The sequence below is a fragment of the Mesorhizobium sp. WSM4844 genome, assembly GCF_055811775.1.
The window spans coordinates 64,274-77,443 of the sequence record NZ_JBVVQB010000024.1 but is presented as its reverse complement, the minus strand read 5'-3'; the positions used below and the strand labels follow the sequence as shown (position 1 = coordinate 77,443).

The following is a 13,170-nucleotide window of genomic DNA, read 5'->3' as shown; positions in this document are numbered from 1 at the left end:
CAGCGGCAGCGTCAGCCGGCCACCTGGTCGGCCGCTGTCCTGATCGCCTCGATGTTCGCCCGATAGGCTTCGACGCTGCCGCCCTTGAAGATGGCTGCACCAGCGACCAGCACGCTGGCGCCGGCGGCGGTGACCAAAGGTGCTGTTTGCGGCGAGATACCGCCGTCGATCTCGATCCGGATCGGCCGATTGCCGATCAGCGCCTTCACCCGCTTCACCTTGTCGACGACCTCCGGAATGAAAGCCTGGCCGCCAAAACCCGGATTGACGGTCATGATCAGGATCAGATCGAGCCGGTCGAGCACATATTCGATCGCCGTTTCCGGCGTCGCCGGGTTGAGCGACACGCCGGCCTGCTTGCCGAGATCCCTGATCGTCTGCAGCGAACGGTCGAGATGCGGCCCGGCCTCGGCATGCACCGTCATGCCGTCGCAGCCGGCTTCGGCAAACGCCTGCAGATAGGGATCGGCCGGCGCGATCATCAGATGGCAGTCGAAGAAGGTTTTGGTGCGGTTGCGGATCGCCTTGATCACCGGCGGGCCGAAGCTGATGTTGGGCACGAAATGCCCGTCCATGACGTCGAGATGGATCCAGTCGGCGCCGGCCGCCACCACCGCCTCGACCTCGTCGCCCAGCTTCGAAAAATCCGACGCCAGCACAGATGGCGCGATCAGGGTCTTGTGAGCCATGTTCGCTTCCCGTTCTTGAGTCCGCCTTCGCCGTAATCGTCTCAGCGCTGCTTGTCGACAGGAATCCGGTGCCTGCGCAAAGGAGCGAGGCAGCGTCGGCCTCTCTCCCTGTTCAAGCGTCGCGATTTCAGTTCACCGGATGCAGCGGCCTGGCCGGTCGTGGCAGTAAGACCTTGCCGCTGCCTTGCCTCACTTTTTGCAGATTGGGCTTTTTCACAGGTTGCTTGGGCACGCAGTGTCCACGCACCAGTTTTTCGGTTGCCCGGCAGGCGGTGATGATCAGCGGGTTCTTGACGCATGCCTTGCCGACCAGATGATAGCCGCGCTTGCAGTCGATAACGATCGAGGGCTTGCGCACGCATCTCCCGTCGATGTGCTGTTCGTCGCGCTTGCACCTGTCGGCGATCACCGCATTGCGCACGCATTTCAGCCCCACCCGATGGTAACCGGGCAGGCAGTGGATGCTGACCCCGATGCACTTGCCGTTGACACGCTTTTCGGTGCTGCGGCAGGCAGCCACGAGCGGCTTGTCGACGCATTTGCCGCGGATCGGCCTCTGGCTCGGCAGGCATGTGCGGCCGGCATCGATGACGACCGGCGGAAGTTGCGGTTTGCCGGGATTGGGTGGCGTATCGACCGCCAGACCATCGGCATTCGGATCAAAATTGCGCTTGATGCAGGTAAAATCCTCGCTGCTGTTGTCGACGGTGGCGATCGAACCGTTCTGCTTGATCTCCTGCAGGGTGCACTGGATCGAGCGGGTTCTGACGATGCTGAACTCGTGTGCGGCGCTCGCCTTGAACACACCGCCATCATTGAAGGCGGCCGTCGTGTCGGTGAAGAATGCGCCGTTCGAGCAGCTGATGCGGTAGTGAAACGCACCCGGCGCCTCCCGCTCGACGTCGAACGCCACCTGGCCCTTGCGCGGGCAGAGTTTTTTGAAGCCAGCGCTGTCCGAGACAGTGACCTCGCCCTGCCAGTCCGAATGCGCCGGCGGGTTGTCGGGGTTGTCCTGAGGTGCGTCGGTGAAGCCGCCCCCACCCGCGCCGGTGCAATGGACGGTGATGTCCTTCCAGCCGTCGAATGGCTCGAACGGTCCGTTGCCGATGATCTCGGTCTTGTACTGGAAATAGGCGGTGGCGCCGACATCCTCCCATTTCTCATAGGTGGCGAAATAGCCATTCTTGGTCGCGTCGTATGACGCCCACGCCTGCTGCACCTCGGAGGTGATCGGCCCGTCGTTCTTCTGGCGCCAGATGCGCATCGACACGGGCCCGGCCTGGTTGGCCTGCGCCCGGCTCGTGACCTTCAACGACGGGCAGACCGTACCGGGCGTCGAGCCGGTCTGGTTCGACTGGTAGGTGGTCAGGAACAGCTTGACGTTGTCCACGTCGAATTCGCCGAAATCATTGGCGACGTCCTGAACCGGCGGCTTGATGACGGGGTCGCAGACAATTTGGACGTCGAACGTTCCATGCTCGGCATAGTGCGAGTCGTACAGCGGATGAGGCCAGCTGCCGCCCTGGGCCTCGCTGACCGCATTGTCCATGTCGAGCGCCGTGTCGGTCAGTGCCGAGAAGCTTGCATGGAAGCTGTGCGTGAACGAGTAAGACTTTGTCGGCCCATCGGGCTGGAGGTGCTGATTGCACCGGGCAATGATCTGGTCGCCGTAAGGCACGACGGCGATACCGGTGTCCGACGACAGCGGTATTATGGAGGGATCGAAGGAGAAATTTTCCTGATGATCGTAGTCGCGGCCGACAGGTGACGCGCTCCAGATCGGCGGAAACGCGCCGCACTGGCCCGGTCCACAAACGCCGAGCGCGACGCCGACATCCTGCACATAACCTGGCCACCGTGTGTTGAGCTTCATGTGGCCCCAGAACTGGACGTTGCCGCTTTTCAGCGTGTCCCACTTTTGCTTGTCGCTCGAGCCGACATGGATCGTCGTGTTGGCGCTTTCGGTGTTGAACGACATTGACTTGATGTTCGCCTGCTTGGCGAAGGCCGGTGTGGTGGCGAGCGCGGCTGCGATCAGGGCAGCGGTCGCCGCCGTGTTGCGGAAAGCATGCTTGGCTGAAGACATTTTCTCTCTCCCTGAAATGTTGCTTCACGGAGTTTGTCGCCGACTGCAGCGATTAGGTTCACGCGGCGGCTGAAACGCGTCCGACCAACACCAGAACCCCGCCGGATTGCTCAGGCGAGGTCTTGGTGTTGCGGTCCAAGGTGACGGACTGTTGCGCGCCGGGTCCCCTACTGGAGAGTCCGCGGCCTGCGCCTCGGCTGCTGCAGGATGTTCGGGTTCAGCAGCAGATTCGGATTGATCTGCAGCGTCGGCGCCCTGCGGATCGGAGTGCAGTCCGGATACTGTCCGACTGTCCCGACCGGGCAGCGCCGCCTGATGATCGGCTGGCATCGGCCGTTGATCAGCCGTGAACCAGGCGCGCACTCCAGCTGCGCCCGGCGGCATGCGCCTCTGATCACCTCGGTCCCGCGCGGGCAGAGACAGGCGCCGCGTTTGTTGTGAACCTGGCCGCGGATGGTGCACAGTTCAACCGTCGGTTGCTTGACGATCGGCAAGCAGGCCCTGCCCCTCAGTTCCGTCCGTCTCGGACAGACGCAATCGCCGCTCTTGGTGCGGATCTGGCCAGGCAACAGCTTGCACATGCGTGCCGGCGGCTCGTCGGTCGACACGCACCTGCGGTTCTCCATCTCGGTTCCGCGCGGGCAGACGCAACGCCCGTCGGAGGTACGGATCTGGCCCTTGAGCAGCACGCAGCGCTCCTTCGGTTTCGGTATGATGACCGTGCCGCCAGCCGACGAGCACTGGCCGTTGCGGAAAGTGGTGCCTTGCGGGCAGACGCAGCGGCCGGCGTCGTTCATGACGAGGCCCTGCGAGCACGCCTTCTTCCCCTCATTATTCTTGATGGTGAAGGGATGGCAGGCATAGGCCTTGCCGCGATCGCCCTGCACGCTGGTCAGGTCGCCGGAGAGCATTTTGCCCGCACCTCGCACCGGCGTGTCGGGCGACAGCACGCCGACGCAGTTCTGGCCGCTGACGGCGCCCTGCAGATCGGCCAGGCCGCCGTCGTCGGGAATGATCGCGGTCACACGGTGAACGTGGCTTTCCCCGGTGCCGAGCGTCAGATTGGCGATGCAGGACGCAGGCAAGGTCGCCGGTTCCGGCGCACAGCCGAAGGGCGGGTCGATCGAGGTGATCGCCACGCCTTCCAGCCGGCCGAGGCCTTCGACACCGATCGCATCACCAATGCGAACCGGACCGGAGAAGGCGTTTTTCCCATCATTCGCGATGGTGATCTCGAACGAGCAGGGCTGGCCGACCCGGCACTCGGCATCGCCGGTTTTCTCGACACGGATGCTCGAGGCGCCGCCGCCCTTGGCGCAGGCCCTGCCGATCGGATGGACGACGTCGTCTCCTGGCGCCGGGCCGTAGGAGCCGCGTGCGCAGTTCTCGAATACGCCATTCGCTGCAAGCGCCACGTCGAAGTGACGGCTGGTTCCGGGCGTCATGACGGCGCCGGGAATCTGGCACGACAACGCATTGGCCGGAACCGGTCCGCACGTCCATTCCGCGCCGTCGGGAGTGACGGTCTGGATCTGAACGGGCCTGCCGCCGGGCACCAGCGTCGCGGCATCGTTGACCCGAACCGGACCGGTGGGGGCACTGGTGCCGGTGCTGATGATGGTGATGCGGCAGGTGACGACCGCAGCACCGGCCAGCGCTCCCCTGCACATCTTGGTGATGCGCATGGCCGGCTTGCCGCTGTCGGGATGACGGATGCGTTGCCTGGCGCAGGCCCTGTTGTTGGTGAGGTTGTTCTCGCCGGGGATGGCTTTCACCTCGGCGCAGTTCTCGACCGTGTTTGGCCGGTAACCGGCCGGCATCATCGCCTTGACGAAGATCGGCGTCGAGGCGCCCGGCGAGAGCACGATGCCGGCATTGTCGCAACGGAACTGGCCGGGGCCGTTCGGTCCGCATGTCCATGGCGGGATCGGGCCGAAGCTCGACGATGCCGGCACGCCACCCGGATAGGTGTCGGTAACCGTCAGCGGCCCGTCGTAGCGGACGTTGCCGTTGTTGATGATATCGATCACGAAGGTGCAGACACCATCTGCCGTGCAGACCGGGGTGCGGGCACGCTTCTTCAGGATCAAATCGACCTTCTTTTCCACCGGCGGCCGGCAGTCGCGGCCCCGGTCGCCACGCCGGCAGATCGGGATCGAGGCGCAGTCGCGGTCGTTGTCGAGGCAAGGAGGCACGCCGCCGGGCCGCGGAAAATCAGGCGGATAGAAAGGCGGCAGGTAACCGCCGCCCGGTATCTGCTCATTGTAGCCGGCACGGCCTTCGCAGGGATGCCAGACTTCGACGTCGCCGACATGCCCTTCTGCCTCAGGGCCTTCTACCTCGGGGTCTTCGAAATAGCCGTCAAAGTCGACGAACCACGCGCCGAAAGGCGGCACGTTGGCCGGCTTGACCAGCGCCGTCGGCGTGATCTGCACACCGTGCACGGCGAGCGGCCCGCCGCCGGCAAGCCGTTCGGCAAGCGCGGGGTTGTCGCGCAACTTGTCTGCGGTCTTGACCAGCGTCTCGGTGCAGATGCTCGCGTCGAGATTGCCGTCGGCGTCATAGCCATATTGCAGGTCGAGGCCGCCAGCCGACTGCCGGTTGTCTTGCGGGAAGCCGACCGCATAGTCCTGCGGCATTTCCACCCAGATTGATTCCGTCGCCGGATCGTCCGGGTTTTCGCGCCCGTAGCGGAAGACCTCACCCGTGCCGGTATCGGCGAACCGGCTGTAGTCGTAGCGGTTATCCACCGGGCCGCGCTGGGCCAAGTACATGAAGCCGCTGATGTCGAAAGCGATGTCGGTGACGGCGTGGCCGTTGTCGGCCTTGACCGTCAATTCCCAGCGCGGGTCGCCAGCAAAGCTGCCGTCGCGGGCAACGCCCACCGACCAGAGCTCGGCCTTTTCAGCGACGGAATAATAGAGGCGGCCGCCGTGATAGGCGACGGACCAGACGCGACGCTCATCCTGCGTATAACCCCAGCTGTCGGGGTCCTCGCTGTCGAAGGCAGCATCCTCGATGTCCATCACCAAGCCATCGTCGGCAAGCGGGGCCAGCCCGTGCGCCGGGCGTCCGGCAACGCCATGGTCGAACCTGTCGACCGGCGTGCCGTTGGCGTCGATGCGGTGGATGAGACCGGTGTCGAGGTCGCTGGCGAAGAACTGGCGGCGGATAGTGTCGAAGGTGACGTCGCCGATGCCAGGGCCGCTGTTGGTTTCGAGGTCGGCGAATTTGCTGGCCTGGCCGGTGATGCCGTCGATCTTCCAGATCGTGCCCGGTCCGCCACCGTTCTCGGTGCCGAACTGGCCGTCCATGAAGGTGGCGCCGGCAGCACCGCGACGCTGCCGCTCGGGACGACCGTCCGCATCTTCGTCTGACGTGACGATGCGGACGCCATGCAGCGAGGTGGCGCCGGCATAGAGGTTCGCAATGCCCGAGGGAGCACCGTCGCGTACCCCGTCGTCATAGGTGATGCCGAACACCTGGCCGATCTGCCCGGCCGTCACTTCGAAGGGCGGCGGCGTGAAGACGAGTTGGCCGGAGGCCCGCCCGCCCAGCCTTGAAACGTCAAAGACGCGCAAGGTTGCGCGCGTCGTGTCGATAAAGGTCTCGTCGACCGGGTCGACGCTGGGCGGCAGGCCCTCCTCAGGATCACGAATGACGGTACCGGAAAATCCGGTCACCGCCATCGAGCCTGGATAGATGATCTGCGTTTCCTGCGCCTGCACGGCACCGCCAAGCCACAGGATGGTGGCGAGCGCCAACGCCGGAAAGCCGCTGGCTGTTTGCATCGCACGGCGCAAACCGCCAGCACGAGAGCGTACGAACGCGCCGTGGTCGCAAGACATGGAATTCCCCCCGCGGGCGACGGGAGAAACATCCGGTGTTTCCGCGCAAACCAGGGCAAGGCGCGACGTTCCGGCACGTTTTCCCTGATCGAATTTGTCTGCTTTCCTCGAAATCACGATATGCCGGCTCTTACGCATGGTCAACGGAACCAGCGGAACGCCTGGCATAGCGACCCCACCCCGAAAGCGGTGGTCGCGCTGAGACTGGATTTCCAGTCATGGCCTTTCCTTTCCAGGGCCGCACCACGCAGCGCATCTGGGTGTCAGTCGCGAACCGACGCGGAAAGGTTCATGGGCCGGAGAACCCTGGCCGGGCCGAGAAAAGGATGTGTTGGATGCCTTGCGCAGAATGCTTGCGCGCCGCGCAGCCTGTTCTTATATACGCGCCAAGCCGTTCGGCGCCGGAATGCCGGTTGCCGAAGCGGAATTTCTTGTGAACAGGGGCTTTCGTCGGAACGCCTGTACGGGTCCTGAGAGCCTGCTTAGCGGAGAGATTAGAAAAATGGCAAAAGTAATCGGTATCGATCTGGGGACCACCAACTCCTGCGTCGCCATCATGGACGGCAAGGAATCGAAGGTCATCGAGAATGCGGAAGGCGCGCGCACGACCCCATCCATCGTCGCCATCAACAGCGACGGCGAGCGCCTCGTCGGCCAGCCGGCCAAGCGCCAGGCGGTCACCAATCCTGAAAACACCATCTTCGCGGTCAAGCGCCTGATCGGCCGCCGCTATGACGATCCGGTTACGGAAAAGGACAAGAAGCTTGTCCCCTACCAGATCGTCAAGGGCGACAATGGCGACGCCTGGGTCGAGGCCGGCGGCAAGAAGCAGTCGCCCAGCCAGATCTCGGCAATGATCCTGCAGAAGATGAAGGAAACGGCGGAAGCCTATCTCGGCGAGAAGGTCGAGAAGGCGGTCATCACCGTTCCGGCCTATTTCAACGACGCCCAGCGCCAGGCAACCAAGGATGCCGGCAAGATCGCCGGCCTTGAAGTGCTGCGCATCATCAACGAGCCGACCGCGGCCGCACTTGCCTACGGCCTCGACAAGAAGGAAGGCAAGACCATTGCCGTCTATGACCTTGGCGGCGGCACGTTCGACATTTCGGTGCTCGAAATCGGCGACGGCGTGTTCGAGGTGAAGTCGACCAATGGCGACACCTTCCTCGGCGGCGAGGATTTCGACATGCGTCTGGTCGAATATCTGGCGGCCGAGTTCAAGAAGGAACAGGGCATCGACCTGCGCAGCGACAAGCTCGCGCTTCAGCGCCTCAAGGAAGCGGCCGAAAAGGCCAAGATCGAGCTGTCGTCGACGACGCAGACCGAGATCAACCTGCCCTTCATCACCGCCGATGCCACCGGCCCCAAGCACCTGACGCTGAAGCTGACGCGGGCGAAGTTCGAGAGCCTGGTCGAGGATCTCGTCCAGCGCACGATCGAACCCTGCAAGGCGGCGCTCAAGGATGCCGGCCTGAAGGCCGGCGAAATCGACGAGGTCGTCCTGGTCGGCGGCATGACCCGCATGCCCAAGATCCAGGAGATCGTGAAGCAGTTCTTCGGCAAGGAGCCGCACAAGGGCGTCAATCCGGATGAGGTCGTCGCATTGGGCGCCGCCATCCAGGCCGGCGTGCTGCAGGGCGACGTCAAGGACGTGCTGTTGCTTGACGTGACGCCGCTGTCGCTCGGCATCGAGACGCTGGGTGGTGTGTTCACGCGGCTGATCGAGCGCAACACGACGATCCCGACCAAGAAGAGCCAGGTGTTCTCGACTGCCGAGGATTCACAATCGGCCGTGACCATCCGCGTCTTCCAGGGCGAGCGTGAAATGGCCGCCGACAACAAGGCGCTCGGCCAGTTCGACCTGGTCGGCATTCCGCCGGCGCCGCGTGGCGTGCCGCAGATCGAGGTCACTTTCGACATCGACGCCAACGGCATCGTCAACGTCTCGGCCAAGGACAAGGGCACCGGCAAGGAGCACCAGATCCGCATCCAGGCGTCTGGCGGCCTTTCGGACGCCGACATCGAGAAGATGGTGAAGGACGCCGAAGCCAATGCCGAGGCCGACAAGAAGCGGCGCGCGTTGGTCGAGGCCCGCAACCAGGCCGAGGCGCTGGTGCATTCCTCGGAAAAGTCGCTGAAGGAGTATGGCGAGAAGGTTTCCGAGGCCGACCGCACGGCGATCGCCGATGCGATCGCGGCGCTTAAGACCGCTGCCGAAGGCGACGACGCGGCCGAGATCGAAGCCAAGACGCAGGCGCTCGCCGAAACCTCGATGAAGCTCGGCCAGGCCATGTACGAGGCTTCGCAGAAGGAAGCCGCGGAAGCTGACGCCAAGGCGGACGCGGCCAAGGACAGCGACGTGGTCGATGCCGACTTCGAGGAAATCAACGAGGACGACGACAAGAAGAAGTCGGCCTAAGCGGCCTGCCGGCAGGTTTAGGCGCATGACCCCGAAATCGGAATCGATTTCCGGAAAGGATCATGCGAAAAAATCAAAGTGCTATAGCGTCGTTGCGTGTCCAACAGGACGCGCAGCGACGTAGTAATGCCCGGCGCAAAGCCGGGCTTTTTTGCCACTCTGGCCGAAAAAGTGCGCGCCTGATCGAAAAAATGCGGGCAAGCCCGTGTCAACACTGGCATCTCGGCTCCATCGCACCTAAATCGGAACAGCGTGCCGGCGAACGACGCAAAGTGCTTCAAGACGTTGAATATCCGGACTGCGGGAAAAGATGAAAGCTGATTTCTACGAAACGCTGGGCGTGCAAAAGGGGGCCGACGAGAAGGAGCTCAAGAGCGCTTTTCGCAAGCTGGCCATGCAGTTCCACCCCGATCGCAATCCCGGCGATCATGCCTGCGAGCACAAATTCAAGGAAATCAACGAAGCCTACGAGACGTTGAAGGATCCGCAGAAGCGGGCGGCCTACGACCGTTTCGGCCACGCCGCCTTCGAACAGGGCGGCATGAACGGCGGCGCACACGGCTTCGGCGCCGGCGGTTTCGCCGACATCTTCGAGGATATTTTCGGCGACATGATGGGCGGGCGCCAGCGCCGCTCGTCAGGCGGACGCGAGCGCGGTGCAGACCTGCGCTACAATATGGAAATCACGCTGGAGGAGGCGTTTGCCGGCAAGACGGCGCAGATCCACGTGCCGGCCTCGATCTCCTGCATGGAATGCTCCGGCAGCGGCGCCAAGCCCGGCACCCAGCCCGTCACCTGCTCGATGTGCAACGGCCACGGCAAGGTGCGCGCCACGCAAGGCTTCTTCTCGATCGAGCGCACCTGCCCGCAATGCCAGGGACGTGGCCAGACCATCAAGGAGCCATGCGCGAAATGCGCCGGCCAGGGCCGCGTCACCGAGGAGCGCTCGCTGTCGGTCAACATCCCGGCCGGCATTGAGGACGGCACCCGCATCCGCCTCGCCAATGAGGGCGAGGCCGGCCTGCGCGGCGGCCCGTCGGGCGATCTCTATATTTTCCTGGCGGTCAAGCCGCACGAATTCTTCCAGCGCGACGGCGCCGATCTCTACTGCAAGGTGCCGATCTCAATGACGACGGCTGCCCTTGGCGGTTCCTTCGAGGTGACGACGCTGGACGGCACCCAGACGAAGGTCAAGGTGCCGGAAGGCACCCAGAACGGCCGCCAGTTCCGCCTCAAGGGCAAGGGCATGCCGGTGCTGCGCCAGCACAATGTCGGCGATCTCTACATCCAGACCGCGGTCGAGACGCCGCAGAACCTGTCCCGCCGCCAGCGCGAGCTGCTGGAGGAGTTCGAGCAGCTTTCCTCGAAGGATAATTCGCCGCAGTCGAGCGGCTTTTTCGCCCGCATGAAGGACTTTTTCGAAACCTTCGGCGAGCGCTGATGGCGACTCTCGCCGATCGGGTGTAGAATTCACCCGAGCGGAAGCTCCCCTAGCGTCATCAACACCTTATACCGGCGTCCGCCTTGCCTTGAGGCCCGTAGCTGCTAAGTAGCCACTCGGGGGACCGTTAGGAGAACTTGCATGGCACATGGTCCCGGACTGCGAAAGACGCTGGCAGAGAAGTTCGACGACGAACTGAAGTTCTTCAAGGGCTGGATCGACAAGCCGAAGGCGGTCGGTTCGATCGTGCCGACCAGTTCCATCACGGCCCGCAAGATGGCCTCCGTCATCAACCCGATGTCGGGCCTGCCGGTGCTCGAAGTCGGGCCCGGCACCGGCGTCATCACCCGAGCCATCCTCGCCCACGGCGTAAAGCCTGAAAATCTCTACGCAGTCGAATACTCCCCCGATTTCGTGCGTCATCTGCGCCAGCTCTATCCCGGCGTCAACGTCATCGAGGGCGATGCCTTCAATCTCGATGCGACGCTCGGCGACAAGAGCGGCCTGACCTTCGATTCGGTCATCTCCGGCGTGCCATTGCTCAATTTCCCGGTCGAACAGCGCGTCGCCTACGTCGAAAGCCTTCTCGACCGCATCCCGACAGGCCGCCCGGTCGTGCAGCTGACCTACGGCCCGCTGTCGCCGATCCCGCCCGGCCGCGGCGACTACACGGTCGAGCATTTCCATTTCGTCATCCGCAACATCCCGCCAACGCAGCTTTGGATCTACCGGCGCGGGGCGCATTAGCTTCTCCGCGCAAAGCCGTTCGGCGACTAGTGGAAACGCGCGTCACTTCGTCATCCACGGGAGCGTAGCGACGCAGCCCAGACCCGAGAATCCATGCCGGGACATCTGAGCACCGCAGCGGTACAGAAGTCTGCTCCGCGGCACTCCGCGGCCAAGGTCGCGGAATGGATCCCAGGGTCTCCGCGACGGAGCTTCGCTCCTGCTCCGCCCAGGGATGACGAAGTTGGCGTTGATTTGACAGATCCCTGGCTGTACCTGTCCGGGAACAAGGGGGCCGATGGCAGTGATCGCGAAAATTCTCGTCTTCGCCGGTTCGATTCGCTCTGGCGCCTACAGCGGCAGGACCGCCGATGTGGCGCAGAAGGAACTCGCCCTGCAGGGCGCCGAGGTGACCCGCATCTCGCTTGCCGACTATCCGCTGCCGATCCTCGACGAGGATCTGGAAAAGGAGAAAGGCATTCCCGAGAACGCCATCAGGCTTGCCCGGCAAATCGTCGCCCATGACGGGTTGCTGATCGCGACGCCCGAATATAACGGCTCGATCCCGCCGCTGCTCAAGAATACCATCGACTGGGTGAGCCGGGTGCGCACGGATGGCGGGCGGTCGTTCAGGCCGTTCACCGGCAAGCCCGCCGGCCTTTGTTCGTCTTCCAAAGGACATTTCGCCGGGGTACGCTGCATCAACCATCTGCGCGCCGTGCTGGTGCGCTGCCAGATGGAGGTGGTGACGCCGGAGTGCTCTGTCCCGGAGGGCGGCAACGCCTTCGACGAGGACGGGAATTTCAGGGACGAGCGACTGCACAGATCGATGGAGCACCTATGCCGCACGCTGATCGAAACCTCGCGCCTGCTGTCGACGCGGATCGAGGCGTGATCCGGGAGCGCGCCAGCACCATGCAAGACAGGCTGATCGTCGGCCTCGACGTGCCGACGCTGAAGGACGCCGAGACGGTGGTGCGCGAGCTCGACGGGGTCGTCTCCTTCTACAAGATCGGCTATCAGCTCGCCTTCGCCGGCGGCCTCGACTTCGCCCGCGAGCTCGCCAGCGGCGGCACCAGGATCTTCCTCGACATGAAGCTGCTCGACATCGACAACACGGTAGCCAAGGGCGTCGAGGCCATTGCCAGGATGGGCATGACCATGCTGACGCTGCACGCCTATCCGAAGACGATGAAGGCAGCGGTCGCGGCCGCCAGGGGCAGCGATCTCTGCCTGCTTGGCGTCACCGTGCTGACCTCGATGGACGAGCAGGACGTGATCGACGCCGGTTATGAGCATGACCCGCATACGCTGGTGCTGAGGCGCTCCGAGCAGGCGCTGCATGCCGGCATGGGCGGCATCGTCTGCTCGGCCGAGGAAGCGGAAGCGGTGCGCCGGATCGTCGGCCCCAACATGGCCGTCGTCACGCCGGGGATACGGCCCAAGGGCAGCGACCATGGCGACCAGAAACGCGTCGTCACGCCGGCGCAGGCGATCCGCAACGGCTCCAGCCATCTCGTCGTCGGCCGGCCGATCGTCAGCGCCGCCGACAGGCGAGCGGTCGCGGAAGCAATTCTTGACGAAATGCGCTCGGCCTAACAATTCGGAGAACAAGCATGCCGAAGGGATACTGGATCGCCCGCGTCGATGTGCGCGATGCGGAAGGCTACAAGGACTATGTCACTGCCGCCAAACCGGCTTTCGATCGTTTCGGCGCGGTTTTCCTGGCACGAGGCGGTGCGCATGAAAAAGCAGAAGGGCCGGGCCGCGACCGCAACGTGATCATCGAGTTTCCGTCATTGGCTGCGGCGCACGATTGCTATCACTCGCCGGAGTATCAACGCGCCGTGGCGATCCGGCAGAAAGTAGCCGACGGCGAGATCGTGCTGGTCGAAGGGGTCTAGTTCAGCGGCCACCGCCGTGGCGTGCGTGGTCTTATCCCAAGCATGAGCCCGCTCAGC

At 63.9% G+C, this 13,170-nt stretch carries 9 protein-coding genes; 6 read left to right on the top strand and 3 right to left on the bottom strand.

The features are described 5' to 3' along the window. Positions 1-11 precede the first annotated feature (11 nt). The 3 genes from rpe to AC0L2A_RS19665 all read right to left on the bottom strand — a co-directional run bounded on the left by rpe (position 12) and on the right by AC0L2A_RS19665 (position 6,566). On the bottom strand, positions 12-689 hold the full coding sequence (gene rpe, locus AC0L2A_RS19675) for a ribulose-phosphate 3-epimerase (protein ID WP_473610185.1): 678 nt from the start codon (positions 687-689) through the stop codon (positions 12-14). 127 nt (positions 690-816) lie between these two features. After that, positions 817-2,775, bottom strand: a complete 1,959-nt coding sequence (locus AC0L2A_RS19670; protein ID WP_473610184.1) for an EB domain-containing protein — start codon at positions 2,773-2,775, stop codon at positions 817-819. Between the two features lie 167 nt (positions 2,776-2,942). Continuing rightward, positions 2,943-6,566: a hypothetical protein gene (locus AC0L2A_RS19665; RefSeq protein ID WP_473610183.1), complete on the bottom strand. Its 3,624-nt coding sequence runs from the start codon at positions 6,564-6,566 to the stop codon at positions 2,943-2,945. Between the two features lie 559 nt (positions 6,567-7,125). On the opposite strand from AC0L2A_RS19665, the gene dnaK reads away from it, so the two are divergent. The 6 genes from dnaK (at position 7,126) to AC0L2A_RS19635 (ending at position 13,113) form a co-directional block, all read left to right on the top strand. Next, complete coding sequence (gene dnaK, locus AC0L2A_RS19660; protein ID WP_091591896.1) at positions 7,126-9,042, top strand: molecular chaperone DnaK; 1,917 nt, start codon at positions 7,126-7,128, stop codon at positions 9,040-9,042. A 310-nt stretch (positions 9,043-9,352) separates the two neighbouring features. Further along, positions 9,353-10,483 carry a molecular chaperone DnaJ gene (gene dnaJ, locus AC0L2A_RS19655; RefSeq protein ID WP_128174784.1) on the top strand — a complete coding sequence of 377 codons (1,131 nt, stop codon included), beginning with the start codon at positions 9,353-9,355 and terminating at the stop codon, positions 10,481-10,483. A 141-nt stretch (positions 10,484-10,624) separates the two neighbouring features. Beyond that, a complete protein-coding gene (gene pmtA, locus AC0L2A_RS19650) occupies positions 10,625-11,230 on the top strand; it encodes a phospholipid N-methyltransferase PmtA (RefSeq protein ID WP_287072014.1) in 606 nt (201 codons plus the stop codon). A 277-nt stretch (positions 11,231-11,507) separates the two neighbouring features. Then, positions 11,508-12,104, top strand: a complete 597-nt coding sequence (locus AC0L2A_RS19645; RefSeq protein ID WP_128169335.1) for an NADPH-dependent FMN reductase — start codon at positions 11,508-11,510, stop codon at positions 12,102-12,104. A 20-nt stretch (positions 12,105-12,124) separates the two neighbouring features. Beyond that, the gene (gene pyrF, locus AC0L2A_RS19640) at positions 12,125-12,808 is read left to right on the top strand and encodes an orotidine-5'-phosphate decarboxylase (protein WP_091592414.1); all 684 of its coding nucleotides are present in this window, start codon (positions 12,125-12,127) and stop codon (positions 12,806-12,808) included. A 17-nt stretch (positions 12,809-12,825) separates the two neighbouring features. Beyond that, the gene (locus tag AC0L2A_RS19635) at positions 12,826-13,113 is read left to right on the top strand and encodes a DUF1330 domain-containing protein (RefSeq protein ID WP_091591899.1); all 288 of its coding nucleotides are present in this window, start codon (positions 12,826-12,828) and stop codon (positions 13,111-13,113) included. Positions 13,114-13,170: the final 57 nt, after the last annotated feature.